Annotated in this window: 25 protein-coding genes; 12 read left to right on the plus strand and 13 right to left on the minus strand. The window is 52.6% G+C overall.

Annotated elements, in window-relative coordinates:
• The first annotated feature begins 135 nt into the window (after nt 1-135).
• Together WCC56_RS00470 and WCC56_RS00475 are read left to right on the plus strand one after the other, a co-directional pair.
• Complete coding sequence (locus tag WCC56_RS00470) at nt 136-1,317, plus strand: NAD(P)/FAD-dependent oxidoreductase (RefSeq protein WP_424690475.1); 1,182 nt, start codon at nt 136-138, stop codon at nt 1,315-1,317.
• A gap of 158 nt (nt 1,318-1,475) precedes the next feature.
• Nucleotides 1,476-1,901, plus strand: coding sequence for a hypothetical protein (locus WCC56_RS00475; protein WP_424690476.1), 426 nt, complete (start codon nt 1,476-1,478; stop codon nt 1,899-1,901).
• Between the two features lie 112 nt (nt 1,902-2,013).
• On the opposite strand, the gene WCC56_RS00480 is transcribed toward WCC56_RS00475, so the two are convergent.
• Nucleotides 2,014-2,748, minus strand: coding sequence for a GntR family transcriptional regulator (locus tag WCC56_RS00480; protein WP_424690477.1), 735 nt, complete (start codon nt 2,746-2,748; stop codon nt 2,014-2,016).
• A 600-nt stretch (nt 2,749-3,348) separates the two neighbouring features.
• Here WCC56_RS00480 and WCC56_RS00485 point away from each other — a divergent pair.
• From WCC56_RS00485 to cspE, 4 genes are all read left to right on the plus strand, one after another.
• On the plus strand, nt 3,349-3,798 hold the full coding sequence (locus WCC56_RS00485) for a PTS sugar transporter subunit IIA (protein WP_424690478.1): 450 nt from the start codon (nt 3,349-3,351) through the stop codon (nt 3,796-3,798).
• Between the two features lie 48 nt (nt 3,799-3,846).
• A complete protein-coding gene (locus WCC56_RS00490) occupies nt 3,847-4,119 on the plus strand; it encodes a PTS sugar transporter subunit IIB (RefSeq protein WP_424690479.1) in 273 nt (90 codons plus the stop codon).
• Nucleotides 4,120-4,158: 39 nt separating this feature from the next.
• Complete coding sequence (locus WCC56_RS00495) at nt 4,159-5,532, plus strand: PTS ascorbate transporter subunit IIC (protein ID WP_424690480.1); 1,374 nt, start codon at nt 4,159-4,161, stop codon at nt 5,530-5,532.
• Nucleotides 5,533-5,931: 399 nt separating this feature from the next.
• The gene (cspE, locus tag WCC56_RS00500; protein ID WP_013204302.1) at nt 5,932-6,144 is read left to right on the plus strand and encodes a transcription antiterminator/RNA stability regulator CspE; all 213 of its coding nucleotides are present in this window, start codon (nt 5,932-5,934) and stop codon (nt 6,142-6,144) included.
• Here cspE and WCC56_RS00505 read toward each other — a convergent pair.
• From WCC56_RS00505 to ltnD, 7 genes are all read right to left on the minus strand, one after another.
• Nucleotides 6,118-6,273 (minus strand): hypothetical protein, encoded by a 156-nt coding sequence (locus tag WCC56_RS00505; RefSeq protein WP_424690481.1) that lies wholly within the window; start codon nt 6,271-6,273, stop codon nt 6,118-6,120. The two genes, cspE and WCC56_RS00505, sit on opposite strands and share 27 nt — an antisense overlap.
• Before the next feature lie 67 nt (nt 6,274-6,340).
• Nucleotides 6,341-7,459, minus strand: a complete 1,119-nt coding sequence (locus WCC56_RS00510) for a mechanosensitive ion channel family protein (RefSeq protein ID WP_424690482.1) — start codon at nt 7,457-7,459, stop codon at nt 6,341-6,343.
• A gap of 119 nt (nt 7,460-7,578) precedes the next feature.
• Entirely contained in the window at nt 7,579-8,934 is a 1,356-nt protein-coding gene (locus WCC56_RS00515; RefSeq protein ID WP_424690483.1) for a GntP family transporter, read from the minus strand.
• A 143-nt stretch (nt 8,935-9,077) separates the two neighbouring features.
• A complete protein-coding gene (locus tag WCC56_RS00520; RefSeq protein ID WP_424690484.1) occupies nt 9,078-9,854 on the minus strand; it encodes an HPr family phosphocarrier protein in 777 nt (258 codons plus the stop codon).
• A gap of 2 nt (nt 9,855-9,856) precedes the next feature.
• Nucleotides 9,857-10,480 (minus strand): aldolase, encoded by a 624-nt coding sequence (locus WCC56_RS00525; RefSeq protein ID WP_424690485.1) that lies wholly within the window; start codon nt 10,478-10,480, stop codon nt 9,857-9,859.
• Nucleotides 10,477-11,739, minus strand: coding sequence for a 3-oxo-tetronate kinase (gene otnK, locus WCC56_RS00530; protein ID WP_424690486.1), 1,263 nt, complete (start codon nt 11,737-11,739; stop codon nt 10,477-10,479). The genes WCC56_RS00525 and otnK overlap by 4 nt, the downstream gene beginning before the upstream one ends.
• On the minus strand, nt 11,739-12,653 hold the full coding sequence (ltnD, locus tag WCC56_RS00535) for an L-threonate dehydrogenase (protein ID WP_424690487.1): 915 nt from the start codon (nt 12,651-12,653) through the stop codon (nt 11,739-11,741). Before ltnD ends, otnK begins: the two co-directional genes overlap by 1 nt.
• A gap of 314 nt (nt 12,654-12,967) precedes the next feature.
• Between ltnD and ygbI the strand changes: the two genes are divergently transcribed.
• Nucleotides 12,968-13,729 (plus strand): DNA-binding transcriptional repressor YgbI, encoded by a 762-nt coding sequence (gene ygbI, locus WCC56_RS00540; RefSeq protein WP_424690488.1) that lies wholly within the window; start codon nt 12,968-12,970, stop codon nt 13,727-13,729.
• 44 nt (nt 13,730-13,773) lie between these two features.
• On the opposite strand, the gene WCC56_RS00545 is transcribed toward ygbI, so the two are convergent.
• Entirely contained in the window at nt 13,774-15,240 is a 1,467-nt protein-coding gene (locus tag WCC56_RS00545; RefSeq protein ID WP_424690489.1) for a sensor histidine kinase, read from the minus strand.
• 9 nt (nt 15,241-15,249) lie between these two features.
• A complete protein-coding gene (locus WCC56_RS00550) occupies nt 15,250-15,963 on the minus strand; it encodes a response regulator transcription factor (RefSeq protein ID WP_424690490.1) in 714 nt (237 codons plus the stop codon).
• Between the two features lie 146 nt (nt 15,964-16,109).
• On the opposite strand from WCC56_RS00550, the gene WCC56_RS00555 reads away from it, so the two are divergent.
• From WCC56_RS00555 to WCC56_RS00565, 3 genes are all read left to right on the plus strand, one after another.
• Nucleotides 16,110-16,727, plus strand: a complete 618-nt coding sequence (locus tag WCC56_RS00555) for a cytochrome b/b6 domain-containing protein (protein WP_424690491.1) — start codon at nt 16,110-16,112, stop codon at nt 16,725-16,727.
• Nucleotides 16,728-16,736: 9 nt separating this feature from the next.
• Nucleotides 16,737-17,528 carry a molybdopterin-dependent oxidoreductase gene (locus tag WCC56_RS00560; protein WP_424690492.1) on the plus strand — a complete coding sequence of 264 codons (792 nt, stop codon included), beginning with the start codon at nt 16,737-16,739 and terminating at the stop codon, nt 17,526-17,528.
• Nucleotides 17,529-17,589: 61 nt separating this feature from the next.
• Entirely contained in the window at nt 17,590-17,901 is a 312-nt protein-coding gene (locus tag WCC56_RS00565; RefSeq protein ID WP_424690493.1) for a pentapeptide MXKDX repeat protein, read from the plus strand.
• 86 nt (nt 17,902-17,987) lie between these two features.
• Here WCC56_RS00565 and proP read toward each other — a convergent pair whose 3' ends face one another.
• Nucleotides 17,988-19,493 (minus strand): glycine betaine/L-proline transporter ProP, encoded by a 1,506-nt coding sequence (proP, locus tag WCC56_RS00570; RefSeq protein WP_424690494.1) that lies wholly within the window; start codon nt 19,491-19,493, stop codon nt 17,988-17,990.
• A 482-nt stretch (nt 19,494-19,975) separates the two neighbouring features.
• On the opposite strand from proP, the gene WCC56_RS00575 reads away from it, so the two are divergent.
• Nucleotides 19,976-20,485, plus strand: coding sequence for a hypothetical protein (locus WCC56_RS00575; RefSeq protein WP_424690495.1), 510 nt, complete (start codon nt 19,976-19,978; stop codon nt 20,483-20,485).
• A gap of 9 nt (nt 20,486-20,494) precedes the next feature.
• On the opposite strand, the gene WCC56_RS00580 is transcribed toward WCC56_RS00575, so the two are convergent.
• Entirely contained in the window at nt 20,495-22,093 is a 1,599-nt protein-coding gene (locus WCC56_RS00580) for an EAL domain-containing protein (protein ID WP_424690496.1), read from the minus strand.
• A 72-nt stretch (nt 22,094-22,165) separates the two neighbouring features.
• On the opposite strand from WCC56_RS00580, the gene WCC56_RS00585 reads away from it, so the two are divergent.
• On the plus strand, nt 22,166-22,576 hold the full coding sequence (locus WCC56_RS00585; RefSeq protein WP_424690497.1) for a hypothetical protein: 411 nt from the start codon (nt 22,166-22,168) through the stop codon (nt 22,574-22,576).
• Between the two features lie 101 nt (nt 22,577-22,677).
• Here the strand turns inward: WCC56_RS00585 and iolG are convergent, their stop codons facing one another.
• Nucleotides 22,678-23,664: an inositol 2-dehydrogenase gene (gene iolG, locus WCC56_RS00590; protein WP_424690498.1), complete on the minus strand. Its 987-nt coding sequence runs from the start codon at nt 23,662-23,664 to the stop codon at nt 22,678-22,680.
• Nucleotides 23,665-23,687 lie beyond the last annotated feature (23 nt).

Consider the following 23,687-nt stretch of genomic DNA (forward strand, 5'->3'; position numbering starts at 1 on the left):
GTGAATTAAGTGGATTGTTCTGCTTAAAAATCAGTCAGATGTAAAATCTTCTCCCCGATGGCACTTTTGTGACTCTGGCATCCGCGGCCCCTTATCACTACAATCAGCGTTTTTTTAGCAGCCCCGGAGCGAGTCGTGGAAAAGTTTGACGTTATCATCATTGGCGCCGGTGCGGCTGGCTTGTTCTGTGCCGCTCAGGCTGGGCAGCGAGGCAAGCGCGTTCTGCTGCTGGATAACGGCAAAAAAGCGGGGCGTAAGATCCTGATGTCCGGCGGCGGTCGCTGCAACTTTACCAACCTCTATATCGAACCGGCGGCCTATCTGTCGCAAAACCCCCATTTCTGTAAATCTGCGCTGGCGCGCTATACCCAGTGGGATTTTATCGACCTGATCAATCGCCATGGCATTGCCTGGCATGAGAAGACGCTGGGCCAGCTGTTTTGCGATGACTCGGCACAGCAAGTTGTCGACCTGCTGTTAAAAGAGTGCGAAGCCGGGAACGTGACGGTGCGGCTGAGAAGCGAAGTGCTGAGCGTTGCTCGGGATGAGGCTTACACACTGGAGCTGAACGGCGATACGGTACAGGCTGAGAAACTGGTGATCGCTTCTGGTGGACTGTCCATGCCTGGGCTGGGCGCTTCGCCGTTTGGCTACAAAATTGCTGAGCAATTCGGTCTGAAGGTGTTTCCTACCCGTGCCGGACTGGTGCCGTTTACCTTGCATAAGCCGCTGCTGGAACAGCTGCAAACATTGTCTGGCGTTGCCGTTCCTTCAACGATAAGCGCCGAAGATGGCACGGTGTTTAAAGAGGCGCTGCTGTTTACGCACCGTGGCCTGTCCGGACCGGCTGTTTTACAACTTTCCAGCTACTGGCTGCCTGGCGAATTCGTCACTATTAATCTTTCGCCAGAACGCGAGCTGGGCAGCTTTATTAATGAAGAGCGCGAAGCCCACCCCAATCAAAGCCTGAAAAACACCCTGGCAAAAGTCCTGCCTCGCCGGTTAGTAGACAGCCTGCAATTATTGGGCAATGTGCCTGAATGCACGCTGAAGCAGCTAAACAGCCGCCAGCAGGCTGAGCTGGTGCAGTTACTGCATCACTGGCGCATTCAGCCCAACGGCACCGAAGGCTATCGCACAGCGGAAGTCACCCTGGGCGGAGTCGACACCAGCGTGCTCTCTTCCAAAACCATGGAAGCACGGCATGTGCCGGGTCTGTACTTTATTGGCGAAGTTGTGGACGTCACGGGCTGGCTTGGCGGCTATAACTTCCAGTGGGCCTGGGCTTCCGCCTGGGCTTGTGCTCAGGCTTTGTGATTGTGTTCAGAATGAATGTAAACTTTCCCTGCCAGAATTCCGCAACGTGAGTGAGGCGCTCAAAAGTGCCGAAATTAACCGGTACAATATTAACGATGCTGGGCAGTATTAGGGTGATGACCCAAATGATCAGGGCTGGATAAAGGCAGGGAGTGATTTTGCAAAGCGTTCGGGGTTTTAAAAAACGTTATTTTTTGGTGCCACTGGTCGTCCTGCTGGCTGGTGGTATTTATCTTCTATCCCAGCTGACACCCTTTTCTGAGAGGGTCTTGAAAAAGGTTCAGATTAACAATCTGGCAGTGCTCTACGTCACGGAAGGTGATGCCGGTGCAACAACGGCATATTCTTATCGTTACTTCGTATATGACGCATCGAAAAGTGAAAAAGAGTTCACAGAAAGTATCGGTGGTGACACGCAGCCCTTCATGATCACCTCCGATAAAGATGCGGAGGCTAAAGTGGATGACGGTAAACTCTATCTGAATGTGCGTGGAAAGATTTATTCTTATAGTAGTAGCGTAAGTTACAAGCTTTCATCAGGCGTTTACTCCGTTCCCGTCTACCTGAACGCAGCGCCTTACTGATTGCAGCAGCCAGTGATAAAGGCCTTCATACCCCAGTGATAGGGGCTGAGGGCTTTCGAAGCGTTAGCTGCGGACAGAGAACTGGTTACTTTCCGTCTTGCCAAATTATCAGCTAAGGGCGCTGAGAATTCTGTTTCAGCGGGAAAAGTCGGGTATTGATCAGCGCAATATTCACTTCACAAGGCACGCCATCGTCGAGGAATACGGTTTCATTAATCTGAATAACCGCCTCGTTTTCCGTCAAATTTAACAATGCGAGAATGTCCGGGTCGGTTAAATTTATCGCCGCTAAATGTTGGTCCCGTAGCTGGACTTTTTTGCCGGTAAGTTCCTCTATATAAGAGTATTTCGATATTTCCAGCTTGCTGAATTCCATACTGCTAAACAGGCTTACCGGCAGGTGAATATGCTCAAGCGCCACTGGAATATCATCGAAGCACATCAGGCGGACTATTTTATACACCTGATCGCTGTTCTTGATGCGCAGCGCTTGTGCCATATCCGGCGTGGGGACCTTCATGATGCTCACCGAGATAATTTTTCTGACGCCTTTGTGACCATGCTTTTGCGCCTGATAATCGAAAGGTGAAAGGGCATGAAATCTCCCTGACTGGTTGCTGATCCCAATCGCTCCAACAAACAGTCCGGATCCTTTCACCCGGTAAATCCGCTGTTGTTCAATAAGAATGCGTGTGGCTTCACGAACTGTCGCGCGGGTGATTCCTATATTTTTGGCAATAGAAATCTCGGTATCCAGTTTCTCTCCGGGTAGAAGGCAATCGTCCTTAATTTTTTTGAGGATGTAATCAACAACCTCTCTTTGTTTTTCTGTAATGCCATCAACCATCGACTTTCTTCCCGTTTGAGTGAAGGACAGACGCCCTCGATCCGTATTAGCCCAGCCAGGGCTGACTTTCTGTGCTGAATAGCCATTCAGTGAGATGAATATGTGATCAACTTAACGAATTTACACAGAGCTCAAGCTTGTCCAGCGATATTTTAACGTTAGATGTTGTATCTGTACACGTCCAGGCTCATCATCAAGATGACTATACACGTGAAACCTGTCTATACGTAATGGTTTACAGCAAAGAATAACGCGGCATAAAGACGGTTCACGTGGAATATTATTAACTAAGTGTCTGTATAAATAGTTTTTTTATAAGATTTCTGCTTTATTGATTTCATCCTGATTTGCTAAGTCGGGCGAATAAAATGTAAAGGCTTGAATTGAGAAATGGAATATTTTACACAACACCTGACTGTACATACTCAAGGCTGCCAGGGAAAAACCAGCATCAGAACAGACCTTATTCCTTATAAAAACCGTTCTTTAAGGCCGTGTGCAACTGTCTGGCGGTAGAAGCCAGTATCGAAGGGGTCTGGCAGCGGCCAGAACGCTGCTCAACTCAATTTTATTGCCCATGTAAACAGCAGGATTAAGACGATGTCACATCTGGCTAATTGGTTAAATAACGAGAAAGTACAGTACGTTGAAAGCGTAGCTGACTGGCAGGAAGCGCTGCAGATTGCGGGGCGTCCTCTGCTCAGTGAGGGCGCAATTTCGCAGGATTATATTGATGCCATTATTCGACAAAAAGAGGAGATCGGTCCCTATTTTGTCATCGCTCCACACATTGCCATGCCCCACGCGCGCCCGGAGCAGGGCGCACATAAACTGGGATTGTCGATTGTGCTGCTGGGAACAGCAGTGAAATTTGATTCTGAAGAGAACGATCCGGTGAAGGCCATTTTTATGTTCGCCGCCCCGGACAGTAATAGCCATATCGACATGATTTCCCAGCTGGCGGAAGTCCTGTCCGATGAAAACATCATGGAGCAGCTCTTCACTGCGAACAGCAAAGAAGCGCTTATGACGATTTTATCAGGCGGCTAGTCTGCCAGTTGCAACTCTACTTTTGATCAACAGCTAATGAGGTTTGATATGAAAATTATGGCGGTTTGTGGTTCAGGTTTGGGCAGCAGCTTCATGATGGAAATGAACATCAAGAAAGTGCTTAAAACGATGGGGGTTGAAGCTGAAGTTGACCATTCGGATCTCGGCTCTGTGACCCCCGATGTGGCGGATGTTTTTGTGATGGCAAAAGACATTGCCTACAGCGCAAATCTGCCGGAAGACAAGGTCATCATCATCAATAACATTATTGACCTGAAGGAAGTTGAGCAAAAAATACGCGAGTATTTTGAGAAAAACTGACCCTTATAACTAGATAAACACCTTACCCTCGAGGTTAATATGTTTACTCAAAACCTTTTGCAGTTCGTCGTCGACGTGCTGAAAGTGCCCTCCATATTAGTCGGACTGGTGGCATTATTCGGACTGGTTGCGCAGAGGAAGCCGTTTCCTGATGTCATTAAAGGCACGGTAAAAACCATTCTGGGCTTCCTGGTGCTGGCCGGCGGGGCGACCGTTCTGGTCGGTTCGCTGACGCCATTGGGCGACATTTTCAAACAGGCGTTTGATGTTCAGGGCATCATTCCTAACAACGAAGCGATGGTGTCTATCGCGCTGGCTAAATATGGTGCGCCTACCACGATGATCATGGCCTTCGGCATGGTCGCCAACATCGTTGTTGCCAGGTTCACCCGATTAAAATACATCTACCTTTCTGGTCATGTGACGTTCTATATGGCCTGTATGATCGCGATTATTTTATCGGTTGCCGGATTTGAAGGTATTCAGCTTATCTATACCGGATCGCTGGCCTTGGGCATTCTGATGGCCACTTTTCCGGCCATCGCCCAGCCCTATATGCGCAAGATCATTGGGGGTGACCATGTCGCTCTGGCGCACACCGGGACGATTGGCTATGTCTTATCGGGTTGGATCGGATCTTTGGTGGGAAAAGGGTCAAAATCCACCGAAGAAATGAACATGCCAAAAAACCTGAGTTTTTTGCGCGACAGTACGATCTCCATCTCGCTGACGATGATGATTATTTACTTAATTCTGTCGGTTTCTGCAGGTAAAGAGTATGTAGAGTCCCACTTCAGCAACGGTCAGAACTACCTGGTTTACTCCTTTATTCAGGCCATTACCTTTGCGGCGGGCGTCTTTATCATTCTGCAGGGTGTGCGCTTAATCCTGGCTGAAATCGTCCCTGCCTTTACCGGTTTTTCAGAAAAACTGGTGCCGAATGCCAGACCAGCGCTGGATTGCCCGATTGTCTTCCCTTATGCCCCGAATGCGGTTCTGGTTGGCTTTATCTCCAGCTTTGTCGGTGGCCTGGTTGGGCTGTTTGTTCTCGGTCAACTGCATTGGGTATTGATTCTGCCTGGTGTTGTTCCTCACTTCTTCTGTGGCGCCACGGCTGGCGTGTTTGGTAATGCCACCGGAGGCAAGCGTGGCGCGATTTGCGGTGCCTTTGCTCATGGCCTGTTAATCACCTTCCTGCCAGTGGCTCTGTTGCCGGTACTGGGACAGATTGGGCTGACCAACACCACCTTCTCTGATACCGACTTTGGCGTGGTGGGGATCCTGCTAGGCAATATGGCTCACTTTATGGATAAGGGAACCATCACCCTGATCATCACCGGCATCTTTGGTTTGTTGGTGGTTTATAACTTCACAGCCAGGAAGAAAGTCGCTGTGGAAGAGAATGTAGGGTAATCACAACGGTTAACAGCAACCAGTAAGGGAGGCGAACGCTCCTCTGGTTGCTGTTAGTTATAGAGTTCGATGTCTCTCAGGTTAGGGTCGATTTTGCTGAGTAGCGGAATGAAGGTATCCAGGCCGCGCTCTGCTGGCAGGAAAAGGGCGATCGCAACTTGTTAAAAAATCATCAAAAAAATTAACGCTTGCTTAATGAGTCGACCCAGGGGTAGTATGCGTCATCGGTTTGGAACACAGACCTTATGTAAGCAGTTTTAGTAAAGCAGTCCTCAGTTTAAGTGTTATCCCTAGATACCCTTCCTCATGAGCCTCCTCCTAAGTGCGCCCATAAGTAATTATCTGAAACTCAGGCCAAGTTCGCCGCGTTGAGTGGCTCAATATATTAAGGAAATATCTATGTCTAACAAAATGACTGGTTTAGTAAAATGGTTCAACTCTGACAAAGGCTTCGGCTTCATTTCTCCAGAAGACGGCAGCAAAGATGTATTCGTACATTTCTCTGCAATCCAGAGCAACGATTTCAAAACTTTAGACGAAGGCCAGAAAGTAGAGTTCACTATCGAGAACGGTGCTAAAGGTCCATCAGCTGGCAACGTAGTTGCTCTGTAATTGCTGATACTTCGCTAACACTTGCGACAGCGATGACGGCACCAGCCCGAGCAGCCAGGTAATAGCGATGAAAAAAAACCCGCCTGGTGCGGGTTTTTTGTTTTCAGCGGCAGAAAGAAGCCACTCCACCTGAACGGCCCCTTTAAAGGAGGCCAGTTACAGGCTGAGTGGCTTTTTTAATGGGCGTCGTTCAGCTTCAACCGGGCTGAGTTTCAGCCACCGGACCCTCACTGGCTGGCTCTTTCGCCGCGCTGTAGGGATTGTTGATAGTCATGCTTGGCAGCGCCATCTCAATTCCTTGCTCCTGCAACCGCTCAATGATCTGAATATTAATCTCCTGCTGAATGTCCATGTACTGGTTATAGTCAGCGGTGTTGACGATATGCACCACTTCAAAATTCAGGCGATCGCTACCAAATCCCAGCAGATGTGCCCTGTCGAACTTTGTCTCACCGGCTTCGGTAATGATCACTTTGACCATCTCACCGATTTTGCGCAGCTTTTCAGGCGGGGTATTTAGCGCCACGCCAAAGGTGAAGACAATGCGACGCGTCTGCATCCGTTTGTAGTTGTGCAACGTCTGTTGCAGCAGAATGGCGTTACCGCAAACGATCTGCTCGCCGCTAAGGCTGCGGATACGGGTAGTTTTCAAGCCAATGTGCTCGACGGTTCCCGCCACATCATTGAACACCACAAAATCACCAATCTCGAACGGCTTATCAAACCCAATCGACAGCGAAGCAAACACATCACTAAGAATGGTTTGAATGGCCAGTGCGATAGCGATACCGCCGACCCCTAAGCTGGCGACCAGCGCGGTAATATCCACACCGGCATTCGCCAGGATAGACAGCAGCATCACTGACCAGACTATGGCGCGAAGGATCAGTCCGGTAATCACTAACGTCACCGGATTTTTTTTCATGCCTGGCTCAATCATTACCTGGCGTGCCCAGGAGACAATTCCCTGATCCAGCCACAGTGCGACCTGAATCGCCAGCACCAGGAACCAGGCGTGGCTGATGGTGTTGTAGAGGTTATCCGGCAGGTTAACGAAGCGCAGGCTGAACAAAAAGGCAGAGATGAAGATCAGTGACTTGCTGGTTCTTCCCAGCATATCGGTGACGATAGGGCGAGTTTTGTGATTGGTGCTGTCCTTCTCTCCCCTGCGGTTAATCCCTCTCTGAATAAAGGCCAGCAGCCGGTTAATGATCCAGTACATGACAAGGGTAATGATGATGACCGTGGCCGTCCCGATCCAGAATGAGGTGGTCATAAACAGGTTAAAAAAATCGAAGCGCGACAGATATTTCATACTTTCTCCTTATCCCAGCAGTAAACAACCAGTATAGGAAAGCGAGGAAAAAACGGGGGGTTACGACAAAAAAGCCTGAGTCAGCCCCTGTTTCGACGGGCTGACTCAGAGTAAAGCGGTTACATCACTGCGGACAACAACCAGACCAGCACAAAGCCGGTGACGCCCATGGCGGTGGTCAGCACGGTCCAGGTTTTCAGACCGTCCGCTACTGACAGGCCCAGGTAACGAGTCACTACCCAGAAACCGGCGTCATTAACGTGGGACAGGCCCAGTCCGCCGAAGCAGGCTGACAGCGTAACCAGCACCAACTGCATATCGCTCAGTCCTGTCACGGCCTGAGTCAGCAGTCCGCTGGTCGTCAGGATAGCAACGGTCGCAGAACCCTGCGAAGCACGCAACGCCAGTGACAAAATAAAGGCAGCAGGGATCAGCGGCAGGTGGATGGTTTCCAGCGACAGTGCCAGCGCCTTGCCGACACCAGACTCGACCAGCACTTTACCAAACGCGCCGCCAGCACCGGCGACCAGGATCACGCCAGCAGAACTTGGGATAGCGCGGTCCAGCAGTTCGCCCAGCTTCTCTTTATGCATGCCCCGACGCAGAGCCAGCAGCCAGGCAGAAAGCGCCAGCGCAATCAGCAGGGCAATTGCCGGCGTACCGATTAACGTCAGCAATTGGCGAATGACGTTACCTTCAGGCAACGCGGTGTGCGCTAGCGTGCCCACGACAATCAGCACGATGGGAACGACGATCAACGACGCAATCAGCGCTGCGCCCGGCGGTTGCTGGCCTGATTTGCCCGGAGTACTTTCGGGTTTTGCCAGCTGCAACTGCTCGAGTACGGCCAGCGAAAGATGGTACTGACGGCGGTTCATGGCCTTCGCGACAAAATAACCGACCACACCCACAGGAATTGAAATTGCTATGCCCAGCAGCATCAGCCAGCCAACATCCGTACCCAACAGACCCGCAGCAGCAGCAGCGCCAGGATGCGTTGGCAAAGCCACATGCACGGTCAACATCACACCCGCCATCGGCAGGCCATATTTGATGGGTGACACTTTCGCGACCTTGGTGAAGCCGTAAATCAGCGGGATCACAATAATAAAGCCGACTTCAAAGAACACCGGAATGCCCAGAATAAAGGCAGCCATAGTCAGAGCGGCAACGGTGCGTTTGATGCCCAGCGCATGAGTAAAGCGCTGCGCCAGTGACTCTGCGCCGCCGGAGGATTCAATAATCGCCCCGAGCATCGCGCCGAGCACAATGATGATGGTAATGGACCCTAACAGGCCGCCCATCCCGGCAACGATCACTTTCATAATGTTGTCCGCCGGAATACCGGTAGCGATAGCCACTAACAGGCTGACCACTAACAGCGCGACAAACGGATGGATTTTCAATTTGATCACCATCAGCAGCAAAATCAGCACGCTGGCGACGGCGATAGTCAGTAACAGGGCGGTGGACATGATCTCAGCCTCGTAGGATTTTATAATTTTGTCATGCTTTTCAGCACGGTACGGGTATTGCGTCCCTGGCTCTGCCCCAATTCAGGCAACAGAAAGCCAAAGCTGCGCTAACGGCGCGCAGCCTTTACTCGGTCAGTCATTCATTATTTATAGGCGTCGAACCAGCCCAACCCTTCTGTGGTGCTGGCGCGAGGGAAGTATTCGCAGCCAATCCAGCCCTGATAGCCGCTGCGATCGATCAGATCGAACATCCACGGGTAGTTGATTTCGCCTTCGTCCGGTTCATGACGATCCGGTGCGGAAGCAATCTGGATATGTTGATACTGGCCGCTGAACCCGGTGATCAGATGGCTCAGGTTGCCGTCCACCAACTGCGCATGGAACAGGTCGAGCTGGGTAAACACGCCTGGCCGATCAATACGTTTGACCATTTCCAGCGTTTGGTACTGGCTGGAGTAGAGATAGCCAGGTTTGGTTTTGGGGTTTAACGCTTCCAGCAAAATACGGATGCCGTGCGGCGCGAAACGGTCGGCGGCATAACGGATATTGCTGATAAAGGTCTGGCAGTACGCCTCACGATCGGCACCCTGAGGCACGGTGGAGGCCATGATATGCACCTGAGGACAACCTAAGGCCAGCGCATACTCCAGCGCCTGATCGATGTCATGACGGGCCGCTTCTTCACGGCCAGGAATGGCGCAAACGCCCCATTCACCGGCATCAACGTTGCCCGGACCCGTGTTAAACAGCACCAGTTCCAGATCGTTACGGGTTAACGCCGCCTTCAGCTCTGCGGCGTCGTAGTCATAAGGAAACAAAAACTCCACGCCGCGAAATCCCGCCGCCGCCGCCGCATCAAAGCGATCCATAAACGGCAAATCGGTGAACATCGTGGAGAGGTTAGCGGCAAACTTAGGCATGGTTAGCTCCGTAATTCAGCCACTTCGTCATCCTTCAGATAACGAATCGGGCGGTCGCCAAGGGTGAAGATCAGGCGAGCCGTCTCTTCCAGCTCCTCGGTGTTGTCGGCCGCTTCACGCAGCGTTTTACCCACCACGACCGGACCATGATTCGCCAGCAGGAAAGCTTTGTAATGCGGTGCCAGTTTGGCCAGGTCTTCGCCCAGACGAGCATCGCCCGGACGGTAATAAGGCACGACCGGAACATCGCCCACACGCATCACGACATAAGGCGTGAACGGGCGGATACAGTTCTGCTTGTCCAACCCTTCCAGGCAGGACAGCGCCGTCAGATACAAGCAGTGCAGATGGACGATGGCGCCACAAGCCGGATTATTCAGATAGATCGCACGGTGGAAGCTGACCTCTTTCGAAGGCTTATCGCCGCCAATCCAGTCGCCTTCCAGCGTCACTTTTGACAGGTTGTCAGCCACTAATTCGCCAAGGCAGGAGCCGGTAGGCGTGGCCAGTAACGTCCCGTCTTCCAGTAACATGGACAGGTTGCCCGCTGACCCGGTGGCATAACCGCGCTGGAAGAAAGAAGCGCCGAGGCGAACCATCTCTTCCCGTGCTTGTTGTTCAGTCATAGGGAGAACTCCTGTTGTGCGCGGGCGAAGAAATTTTCATCGCCGAAGTTGCCGGATTTCAATGCCAGCGAAATAGGCTGGGAAACGGCTTTGACCCACGGAACACCGGGCGAGATCACCGGGCCGATATGGAAGGCGTCGATATTCAGCGTCTGCGCGACCACGCCTGAGGTTTCGCCTCCAGCGACGATGAAGCGCTGCCAGCCACGCTGTTGCAGCTCACGCACTACGCAGGCAAACAGCTGTTCAACGGCTTCGCTGCTTTTCTCTGCACCATACTGTTGCTGAATACGCTTTAAAGTTTCAGGCTCTGAGGTAGCGAACAGCAGTGGGGCCAGCTTTTCACCTTTGTGCGCGGCTACCCACTCACAGAGTTCAATGGCATAAGCTTCACGCTGTTCCAGCGCACGCTCCACATCTACAGCCAGAGAAGAAGCCTGATCGCGATAACGTGCAACCTGACGATTGGTCATGGTTGAGCAGGAACCGGAAAGCACTACTGCAAGCTCGCCCTGAGGTTTGCCAGCGGCCTGAGCCTGTTCACTGTTGTGCGCGCTGCTTGCCCACTGACGAGCCAGACCAATGGCCAGGCCGGAACCGCCCGTCACCAGCTTCATCTCACACAGCGCTTCGCCCTGAGTCAGCAAATGCTGCTCGTTCAGCGCGTCCAGCACGACATAACGCACGTTCTGATCTTTTAACTCTGCCAGCGCCTTACGGACAGCGTCTGCACCCTTGTCCAGAGTCTGGCTGTTGATCAGCCCGGCTTTACCTTCGCCCTGGGCTTCCATCAGGCGCAGTAAGTTGCTGTCTGTCATCGGCGTAACCGGATGGTGGCGCATACCGGAATCTGACAGCAGCTGATCCATCACAAACAGATGCCCCTGATACACCGTGCGGCCATTGACCGGCAGTGAAGGGGAGAGAATGGTTTGCGTTTCGCCCAGCTCAGCCAGTAGCGCATCCGTTACCGGGCCGATATTGCCTTTGGCGGTGCTGTCGAAGGTGGAGCAATATTTAAAGTAGAAACGTTCGCAGCCTTGCTGCTGAAGCCACGCCAGCGCCTGCAAAGAGTCGGCTACTGCCTTCTCTGGCGCGCAGGAGCGGGACTTAAGGCTTACCACAATCGCTTCGGCTTCCAGTGCCAGCGGTTCAGCTGGCACGCCGTTGACCTGCACCGTCGCCATGCCATTCTGCACCAGGAAGCTGGCGATGTCGGTGGCTCCGGTGAAGTCATCTGCTATCACGCCCAGACGCATTATTCGTGCTCCTTTTTCGCTGGCAGAGTAATGCCGCTGAAGATCTTGATCACTGCGCTGTCGTCTTCGCGGCCAAAACCGGCGTTGCTGGCAGAGGTGAACATGTTAAAGGCGGTAGAAGCCAGCGGCAGCGGGAAGTGCAGCGCTTTGGCCGTGTCGGCGACCAGGCCCAAATCCTTCACGAAGATATCCACCGCAGATTTTGGCGAATAATCCCCGTCCACGACGTGCTTCATACGGTTCTCAAACATCCAGGAGTTACCCGCCGCATTGGTCACCACGTCATACATGGTGTCCAGAGGAATGCCTGCGCGCGCAGCCAGCGCCATCGCTTCGGCACCCGCCGCAATATGCACACCAGCCAGCAGCTGGTGGATGATTTTCACCGTGGAGCCCAGACCGATTTCGTTGCCAATGCGGTAAACCTTGCCTGCAACGGCATCCAGCACCGGTTGCAGCAGCTCAAAGGCTTTATCGCTGCCGGATGCCATCACCGTCATCTCGCCCAGCGCCGCTTTGGCAGCCCCGCCAGAGACTGGCGCATCTAACATGATCAGCTGGTGCTCAGCCAGGCGCTGTTCAATCAGCAGCGCATCCTGAGAAGAAATAGTAGAAGAGACCATCACTGCGGTGCCTGGCTTCAGGTGGGCAGCCAGGCCGTTCTCACCAAACAGGATCTGGTTCACCTGCGCGGCGTTAACCACCAACAGCAGCACAGCGTCTAACTGCCCGGCAAAGGCATCAGCACGGGTATCGGCAGCTTTTGCGCCGCTGCTCAACAGGGTTTGTAGCGCCGCTGGATTCAGGTCGACACCGTAGGTGTTCAGACCGGCTTTGAGACAGGATTGCGCCGCGCCCATGCCCATAGACCCGAGGCCAACGACACAGACCGACATTGATGTTGCGTTAGGCATACGCTCTCCGTGTTAATTTAGGTGATAATTTGTTTTGTTGTGTGAAGTATAGGCGCTTTTTTCGGCAGGATGGGTGATGTGCATCACATTAATTAACAGCCATTCACCTGATTTTCACAAGGTTTAACATACTGGTAAGCTAAGGAAAAGCTTATCAATGCCTTAATTATCAATATTATGTGCCAGTTTATGGGCTGATCAAAACCTGAGCAGTGAGCGGGTTACGTGATAAAATGATAAAAATTGGGGTGCAGTCCGCTCGCCTGCTCTATTACACTTATCCGGCAGATAACCCCGGCTCACAAGGAGAGACCATGATCCCGGTCGAAAGACATCAACAAATTTTAGCGCTGGTGCAGGAAAAGGGTGTAGTGAGCATTGCTGAACTGACGGATCGGCTGGCGGTGTCACATATGACTATCCGCCGGGATTTGCAGAAGCTGGAAGAGCAGGGCGCGGTCATGCTGGTCTCGGGGGGCGTCCGATCTACAGAGAGATTAGCCAGCGAGCCCTCACATCTGGATAAAACCAGCATGTTCAGCCAGGAGAAGCAGGCGATTGGCGAAGCGGCGGCCAGGCATATTCCCCGCAACAGCTGCATCTATCTGGATGCCGGAACCACCACGCTGGCGCTGGCCCGTGAACTAGGCATGCGGGACGATTTGACTGTGGTGACCAACGACTTTGTGATTGCCAACTTCTTTATCGATAACAGCCAGTGCCGGATGATCCACACGGGGGGCACGTTGTGCCGTGATAATCGTTCCTGTGTGGGTGATGCGGCAGCGCTGGCCTTGCAGGGATTGTCGATTGATATTGCCTTTATCTCGGCCTCCTGTTGGGGCATGCGCGGCATCTTTACGCCGGATGCGGAGAAGATCACCGTTAAGCGCGCGGTCAGTGAAGTCAGCCGTAAACGCGTTTTGCTGGCCGACAGTTCAAAATACAATAAGATCGCGACTTTCCTCGCTTTGCCATTGGCCCGATTTGACGCGATTATTACCGATCCCTATCTCCCTGATTCCGCTCGCCAGGAGATGGCGGCGCTGGAGATCGAAATGACCCTCGCCAGTTAATGTTTTAGCCCTGACAGCTCACTTTACGTCCAGCTTACACCGACTTAAACGGGCACGGAGAACTGGAAGCAGGCTCCGCGTTGGGGCCTGTCTACCAGCTGAATATCGCTGTCATGCAGTTGCAGGATGCGGCGCACAATCATCAACCCTAAACCGCCTACGCGGTGCTTACGCATATTGAGCAAAGTAGGGCGGACAAACAGATCGGTTTGCTGTTCTTTGGCAATTCCCGGGCCGCTGTCATTCACCTGCACCATCACTTTACCGGCCTGCAAATAGAGGCGGATTTCAATCAACCCCTCTTCCGGCGTATGGCGCAGCGCGTTATCCAGTAAGTTGGTAAGCACTCGCTCAATCATCCCCAGGTCGGCATTCACCAGCGGGATCCCCGGCTGAATATCCACCCGAATATGCTGATGGCGGGACTCGGCGGTCAGCTCAAATTTCTGCAATACGTCCTGCACCAATTCGCTCAGGCTGAAGCTCTCTTTTTGCGGCTTCACCACGCCATACTCCAGCCTTGCCAGCTCAAATAACTCCTGCGCCAGCTTGCCGACTTTCTGGCTCTGTGCGAGGGCAATGCCCAGATAGCGCTGACGATCGGCGGGCGTTAGCGTATCCGCCTTAACCGACAGCGTCTCAAGATAGCCATGCAATGAGGTTAGCGGCGTGCGCAGGTCATGCGAAATATTGGCCACAAACTCGCGCCGCATCTGGTCCTGCATAGTCAGACTTTGCCACTGTTGATCGATGCGCTTCGCCAGATTGATAAACCCTTGTTGCAGCTGTGTTACTTCATCACGGGGCTGCCCTGCGGGCACTTCACTTTGAGCCAGTGCCTGAATCGCTGGCATGCCTTCGCTTTCCAGCGTGGCTATCTGCGCGGTCAGCTTACGTACCGGGCGCGTTACCCAACGGAAAGCGATAATCCCGGTCAGCCCACCAAACAGGATCACCAGCCCCATGGATCGCAGAGCCATCATCACGGCAGAGTTGTACTGCGCTTCGCTGGCCAGCGCGGTGTACTCCTCGCCCTGCAGCACGATGTAAACGTAGCCTTTCTGCTCGCTGCCCATTTTTAACGGCGCAACGCTGAACACTTCCGGTTGGTCTGGTGCGCGGGGGTTATCACCATAAACCGGCATAGCCGCGCCAGAGAGCAGGGCTTTCACCGGGGCCAGATTGACCTTTTGCTGCAGCAATTTACCGGCAGGCGCGGCATTGCCCACGATATTGCCTTCGTTATCCAGCAGGTAAACTTCCACGCTGGGGTTGACCGCCATCAGCTGGTTAAACAATTGATGCACGGAGTTCTGATTCAGGCCTTGTTCGCTCAGCAGCGGATTATTGCTGGCGATTTGCGAAGCGAGATTCACCGACAGGCGTTGAATAACCGACTGGCTGTACTGATTAGCCGTGCGAACCTGCATATAACCGGAAATGGCACAGCAGGCGACCAGCAGGAGAACAAACACCAACATCAGGCGTTGTGAAAGAGTGAACTGTCGCATACCCATTCCTCAGGCGTCGTGCGCCCCAGTGGAAAATTTATACCCTTTGCCCCACACGGTGAGGATCCTTTCAGGCTCCGCCGCATTGGTTTCAATTTTGATGCGCAGACGGTTGATGTGCGTGTTTACCGTGTGTTCATACCCTTCATGCTGATAGCCCCAAACCTGATTCAGCAGGCTGAGGCGGGAAAAGACTTTGCCGGGGTTTTTAGCAAAGAAGTAGAGCAGGTCAAATTCACGGGGCGTCAGCTCGACCGGATGCTGCTTGAGCGACACTTCGCGGGCAATCGGATCAATGATCAGGTCGCCAAAACTCAGGGTGCCGGCATCCATCTTCAGATTACGGCCCATGGCTTCCTGGCGGCGGAACAACGCTTTGACTCTGGCGACCAGTTCCAGCATCGAAAAGGGTTTTGCCAGATAATCATCGGCCCCTAACTCCAGTCCCAGCACGCGGTGAACCTCGCTTGAGCGGGCGCTGATAATGATGATTGGGGTGTAGCGAGTCATGTTGCGCGCCCGGCGGCAAATCTCCAGCCCGTCAACGCCTGGCAACATCAAATCCAGAATCAGCGCATCCCAGCCGCCCTTTTCCAGCAGCGCCACGCCTTTGTCGCCATCGTCGGCGTGAGTGATGTCGTAGCCCTCATCGCGAAGGTGCAGGGAGAGCAAATCGGCGATGTCACCGTCATCCTCGACAATCAGTATTTTCTTGCTGTCCATAAGCGGATTCCTGCTGCGGATTATTTGTGCAGTCTACACAAAGCCCCGGCCCGGAGTTATCACATTTTGTTTAACTCTACGTGAGGTCTTCGGGAAGAGATTCGCTCAATACTTAACCCATCGACCCTTGCCAGAGGATAGCCATCATGAACTTGCCCACTCAGGGTTCTGCCGTTCAGCCAGTTGTTGTGCATCGTTTGTGGTTACGTCTGGTGCACTGGATTAACGCGCTTGCAGTGCTGATGATGGTCACCAGCGGCTGGCGAATTTATAACGCATCGCCACTGTTTGGTTTCGAATTTCCGGGCCAGATCACGCTGGGCGGCTGGTTGGGAGGCGCGTTGCAGTGGCACTTCGCGGCGATGTGGCTATTTGGCTTTAACGGCCTGTTTTACCTGGTAATGAACCTGGTCACTGGCCGGTTTAAAGAAAAATACTGGCCATTAAGCTTCCGTGCGCTGCTGAAAGATCTGACCGATGCGCTGAGAGGCCGCTTACAGCATGCCGATCTCCGTCATTACAACATGGTGCAGCGGCTGGCTTATCTGTTCGTGATGTTCGACGGCATCGTGCTGGTGCTTTCCGGACTGGTGATGTGGAAGTCCGTGCAATTTCCCCTGTTAAGAGAGTTGCTTGGCGGGTATGACACGGCGCGCTATGTGCATTTTCTGGCGATGGCGTCACTGATGGGCTTTGTGGTGCTGCATGTGGTGATGGTGGCGCTGGTGCCGAAAACGCTGATTGCGATGATCCGTGGCCGTTAAGGAAGCGAGATGAAAAAAATAATCCAACAGATTTTCAGTGCCTCTCACAGCCAGGACATTGTGGCTGAAGCACAGAGATTACTGACTCGGCAGCTGGACTCTTCTTCACGCAGACGTTTTCTGCGTAATGGGCTGACACTGGGTGGCGTGGCGATGCTGACCGGCTGCGATATCAGCGATAACGCCGGGGTGGAGTCTGCCCTGAATGCGATATCCCGTAAGAATGACCGCGTGCAGCACTGGCTGTTTGGTAGCGATCGACTGGCACCGGTTTACCCGGAAGCGCAGATGACTCGTCCCTTTCCTTTTAATGCCTTCTACGGCGAAGAGGATGTGCCAGAGGTCGACGGGGCGGCTTATCGCCTGAAGGTCACTGGCAAAGTGCTGGATAAGCGCAGCTGGTCTCTGCCGGAGCTTTATCACATGGCGCAGGTCAGCCAGGTCACCCGCCATATCTGCGTGGAAGGCTGGAGCGCCATAGGCAAATGGGGCGGAGTGCCGTTTGCAGCCTTCCTCAAACTGATTGGCGCGGATTTAAGTGCGGAATACATCAGTTTTAAGTGTGCTGACGACTACTACACCAGCATTGATATGAAGACCGCGCTGCACCCGCAAACGCTGCTGGCACTGACCTATGACGGGCAAATCCTGCCGCCAAAATACGGCTATCCGATGAAACTGCGGATGCCAACCAAACTCGGATACAAGAATCCCAAACATATTCAGGTGATTGAAGTCACCAACACCTTCCCTGGCGGTTACTGGGAAGACCAAGGCTACAACTGGTTTGGCGGAAGCTAAGCCGCTGAAAACGCGTGTCCCTGCACATACTGTGCTTCCCAAAAATAAGTAAGGATTGATCATGAAAAAGATGATGACTGCGGTACTGATGTCCGGCGTGATGATGATGGCTATGGGTGGTGTAACTCACGCGGCGGATAGCATGAAGAAAGACAGCATGAGCACTATGTCTAAGGACTGCATGAAAAAAGACAGCATGGGGAAAGACTCCATGAAAAAAGACAGTATGAGCAAAGACTCCATGAGCAAAGACTGTATGCACAAAGATTCCATGTCCAAAGACAGCATGAAGAAAGACTCGATGTCTAAAGACTCGATGTCCAAAGATGGCATGAAGAAAGACGAGATGAAAAAAGGCGCAATGAGCCAGTAAGCTGCTGACTTCCCTTCAGCCTTAACAGCCATAAAAAAGGCCCGCGAGTTTCGCGGGCCTTTTGCTGTCATCAATCCAGATAAACGTTATTCGTTAATATTTGGATGCTGATTGATCAGATGCTTACGTTTCTCTTCCAGATCGGCAATCTGCTCACTGATATCATCGATTTTGGTTTCGATATTATCGTGGTGCTCCTGCAACAGCTCTTTCGCTTCATGAATGTCGGAAGCCGCAGGCGTAGCGCCACGCAGTGGCATATTCGCCGTTTCCTTCATCATGATACCGGTGACCAGACCCACAACCGCCACAACCATCAGGTAGTAAGCCGGCATGTACAGGTTAGCGGTATATTCTACCAGCCAGGCGGCCAGCGTTGGCGTCAAGCCGGCAACCAGAATGGAGATGTTGAAAGCACTGGCTAAGGCGCTGTAACGGATATGCGTAGGGAACATCGCCGGAAGCGAGGAAGCCATCACGCCCGTGAAGCAGTTCAGTATCACCGCCAGGATCAGCAGGCCAGCAAAGATCAGCCCCATCACGTTACTGTTGATCAGCATAAAACAAGGAATGGCCATGATCAGTAGCGCGATGCTGCCGATGATAACGAACGGGCGGCGGCCAAATTTATCACTCATCAGCCCCATAACCGGCTGAATAAACAGCATACCAATCATGATGGCGATGATAATTAATACGCCGTGATCTTCGGAATAATGAAGATTGTGCGACAGGTAGCTTGGCATGTACGTCAGCAGCATGTAGTAGGTGACGTTGGTCGAAAGCACCAGACCGATACAAGCCAGTAGGCTTTTCCAGTGCTTGGTGGCAATCTCTTTGAACGACACTTTCGGGCCGTCGGCCAGACCCTCACGGTCGCCTTTTTCCAGTTTGTCTACGTGCTGCTGGAACGCCGGGGTTTCTTCCAGCGCATTACGTAAGTAGATCCCGATCAGGCCCAGAGGCAGCGCCACGAAGAACGGAATACGCCAGCCCCACTCAAGGAATTTGGCTTCGCCGATAACTGTCGAGATCAACACCACCAGACCCGCACCGGTCACGAAGCCGACAATAGAACCAAAGTCCAGCCAGCTGCCCATGAAGCCGCGCTTGCGGTCCGGGGAGTATTCAGCCACGAAGATTGAAGCACCGGTGTATTCACCCCCTACCGAGAAGCCCTGCGCCATTTTACACAGCAGCAGCAGGATAGGTGCCCAGATGCCAATGGTGGCATAGGACGGTATCAGGCCAATACAGAAGGTACTGATCGACATGATCACAATGGTGATGGAAAGGATTTTCTGACGCCCGTATTTGTCACCCAGTCGGCCAAAGAACAGGCCGCCTAACGGACGAATAAGGAAAGGAACGGAGAAGGTTCCCAGCGCGGCAATCATCTGCAAGCCCGGATCGGCACCCGGGAAAAATACCTGGCCTAATGCGAAGGCCACAAAACCGTAAACCCCAAAGTCGAACCACTCCATGGCGTTGCCCAGCGACGCGGCGGTAATGGCTTTGCGTAACCTGGCATCATCAATGATCGTTACGTCTTTTAAGCCAATCGGCTTAACACGCTTCCTACGTAGCTTCATATAAAACACCCTGTAATTGTCTGTTTCCCAATTAGATTCTTGCCCCTTTCTGCTCGCGCGCAAGACCTGGCACCGGGCAAAATGGTACAAATACTGTAGGGCCAGAAGCCCTACGGACAGCGATTTGTAGTGGGTATTGGCTCCCATCAACAGATCTGTCTGCTTTTAGTATATCGTTTCTTACGCAGCTCACATAATTTCTGTCTGAAATTAGCAACAAGAGCGCAACAGACACAGACCGAATCAGAAACAGAATTTTGTGAAGCAGTGCCAGCGACCGACGGCTATCCTGCACGATAAAACGCCGAACGGCAGTTATTCATTCTGAACAGCAGAATAATAAAAAGGAACAGCCCTGTATATTGCGGATAATTCATTACCTGAATTAAGTTAAATTAATTAACGCCAGTGAGTAAAACTTATTTGTTGCGTGTTATCGGACTATGGGTAATACTTCCTGCCGCATTCTTGCGGAGCCGGAAATGTATAATAAAAATAGAAACACCTTCGAGAATTATTATCTTAATATGTATGACAGCATTGAAAATAATGTAAATTTCCGGGATAAATATCCTGCGACTAACCCGGTTAATACTCAGGTTATTGGTGCGAATAATGCCTGGCTGAACTGTGGTGAAAGCGTGGATAAGGTGCTTGGTAAGTTGATTTTACAGGGGAAGTTGGTGGAGCGGCAGGCTGGAGACCTTAACCGGTACGGGCTGTTGTCACAACAGATGCAAGGACTGGTAGAGCGTTTTCAGATATTGGGTGAGAAACTGGCGCAACAGAGCGGAAGCCAAAAGCGCCAGGAGGTTTGTGATGAATATCAGCAGCTGGCCGATCATATTATGCCTACGCTGGCGCGTATTAATCAGCGTGTAGAAGCTCGCCGTGAAGCGGTAGGAATTAAAGCGGACGCACAAATATCCGTTCCGCCAGCCGACGAAACGCTGGACGTAGCCTTACGCGCCGCCCAGAAACGCCGGGCATGATTTTTCTTTTTATTCCGCTCTTTCCCTGGTTGGATCTAAATGCCAGGGCTGCTGGCTTTGTTCTTCTATCCAGCTCATTAGCGCGCTACTGCTCATCGGCCGGGCATACAGATAGCCCTGGATAAAGACCACACCACGGTTCTTCAGGTACTCCAGCTGGACGGGGGTTTCCACGCCTTCCCCCACAATACGTAACTTCAGCTTGTGGCTAAGCATAATTATTGCATCCAGCACCGGTGCTTCCCCCTCTACGGTTTCAATGGCATTGACGAAGCCCCGATCAATTTTCAGGTAGTCCAGTGGGAAGGTTTGCAGATAAGAGAGCGCGCAATGCCCGGTGCCGAAGTCATCGATGGCAATCCTTATCCCTTCCTGGCGCAGCAGCTGCAGTTTGCCGATCACATCGTCGCCGTCAGAAATCAGGCTTCGCTCGGTCAGTTCAAGGGTTATTTTGGGATTGTGATGGGCCAGCCTGGCCGCAAACTCCCGGATATCCGCAATAAAATCAGCATGCTGAATATGTTCACCGGCGATATTCAGGGCAATATGAAACCCCTGCGGTAACCGCCAGCTTTGGGCATCTTCGGCGACATTCTGCAATAAAAGCTGAGTCAGCGGGACAATCATCCCTTCTTCTTCGGCAGCCTGAATAAACAGATCGGGTCTTGCCCAGTTCCCGTTGGGTAACTGCCAGCGCATCAGGGCTTCCGCTCCAGAGAGTCCACCCATTTCAAGGTTATAAATGGGCTGATAGCTCACCGAGAATTCCCGGCGTTGAATAGCGCGCTTAAGCTGATCGCGAATTGACACTTTTCGCTTCAGCCAGTTGTTGGTCATCATCATCAACAGCAGCGAGAAAATAGCCGCCATCGGAATAAAGGTCATCATTCCATGGCGCCAGGTCAACGCCAGGTCGCGCGGGGGAGAGGTAACCGTTGCCACGATGGGATAACGTTGCGATCGCTCAATCAGCGTATGTGAGTTGAACAGTGAAGTCTGGGCTTCGGGAAGCTGTTCACTGACTATGCGGTAACCGCCGCCAAACTGTAATGCGATGCTATAGCCGTGGCTTTTGCCCACGGCATCCATAAAGTCGAGCAAATACTGGCCATCAACAATGGCATAACTGCTGAACATCGTCGGCTGATCGCGCATGAAGATCACCGCAGGCCGATTTTTTACCGAATAGGTTCCCGCCACAGAGTACATCCACCAGGCCTTCCGCGTTTTCGGGGGAGGGCCTTGCAACAGGGTATTAAGATCGCCTCTTAAACCTGCAAACATGGATGAACAGGTGACTTCGCCATCCTGCATCACGCCTATCGATCGAAAATAAGGGTACTGGGAAACATAGGCCTGCAGCTGCTGATTGGTTTCACTGCAGGGTTTGCCGGAGGACTTGCTCAGAAAGCCGACCATATTCCAGGCCTGATCGCTGATCGCTTCAGCCTGACTCAATAACATAGAGGCCGTAACAGATTGCTGACGATGCACGATTTGTCGGGCGTCGATATAGGTAAAAACCACACAGAGGAATAAGGGAACCAGACCGGCAATAGTCAGAAAAAGGCCCTTCTTTTCCGGGCTGGTCTTAAAAATAGAGTCCACGTCGTACCTCTGTAACCCAACAAAACGTTGCGTAAAAAATGTCTCAATCTTTCGTACTAAACAGTGTAGCTAATGAAAGGCCTGACAGTCTGCCTGAATCATAAGCGCAGAGACCGGGCTTTAGTCAATATTCTGCATATTATTGGTTTCCCCCGCCTTTGTCCCTGTGCCAGGCTGCCCTCGTGGTCTGGCCGCTTAGCTTCAGACAACCCAGCATACCCACACCGCTGCCGGGATTGGGGTGGCGGTGCAGAAAAACGGCCTGCTGATGATTTCAAAAACATGCGCTTCTTCCAGCGGCTGGCTAACCACAACTATGAAGGGATTGGGCTGGATCTGGACGAGCAACAGCGGATTGTGGCCGATCTGAAGATAGCGGAACAGCAGGGTACGCCTTTGCTGCGCGATGGCAAAGGACTGACCACCGCACTGGTGTTTGTCACGGTATTCGTCCGGTGTCCGCTGAAGCTAGTGCGAAAGTGAAGAAGGTGTCCGATCTGTTCTCCTCGCTGGCCATCCTGCCAGAGAAAGTGAACGCTCAGTCGATAACGGACACCAGCGTGTTTGAGGCGCAGTAAACAGAGTTACAGCCGTACTACTTGTCCACTGTTCATGGACTCCAGCGCCGCATCAGCCAGGCGCAGTGCCTGTAAGCCATCTTCGCCGCCAGGGGAGATGGCCTTGCCATTTTTCAGATGCTCAATCAGGCTGGCGAACTCCAGACGATAAGCATCGGCATAGCGTTGCAGGAAGAAGAACATCGGTTTCTGCGCTACCACGCCGTTGATTGAAGATTTAACCAGGCTACTTTCCGGCAGGTTGTTCACTGCCAGCATTCCTTCGCTGCCATGAACTTCAATACGCTGATCGTAACCGTAAGTGGCGCGGCGGCTGTTGGTGATCACCGCCATTTTACCGCTGGCACAGGTCAGCGTAACGATGGCGGTATCAATATCGCCCAATGCTTTAATAGCGGGATCGACCAACGAACAGGCGCTGGCATACACGCTGACCGGCTCTTCCTGCAGCAGCCAGCGAGCCATATCAAAGTCATGAATTGTCATGTCGCGGAACAACCCGCCAGAAGTCTTCAGATAGTCAGCCGGAGGCGCGCCAGGATCGCGCGAGCTGATGGTCACGATTTCGGTACTGCCAATCTCACCGGCGGCCAGGCTTTGCTGCAGCTGTGCCATGCTTGGATCGAAGCGGCGGTTAAAGCCGACCATCAACGACACGCCACACTCTTTGACCGTAGCCAGGCAGCGTTCCACGCGCTCTAAACTCAGATCGACCGGCTTCTCACAAAAGATCGCTTTGCCCGCTCTGGCAGAGGCTTCAATCAGGTCTGCATGGGTGATGGTTGCACTGCAAATGGCCACCAGATTAATGCTGCTGTCGTCCAGCGCCTGCTCGGCTGTCACTACCGTGGCCCCGTACTTTTCTGCCAGTGCCTGAGCGGCAGGAGGATAAACGTCGATGACATACTGCAGTCGGCAATCTGGATGCGCCGCGATATTGGCCGCGTGGATTTGACCGATACGACCGGCACCGAACAGGGCAACGTTATACATACAGTAATTCCTTAGCTGAGGGA

The organism is Erwinia sp. (genome assembly GCF_049696395.1).
In the GTDB taxonomy this organism is placed as follows: domain Bacteria; phylum Pseudomonadota; class Gammaproteobacteria; order Enterobacterales; family Enterobacteriaceae; genus Erwinia.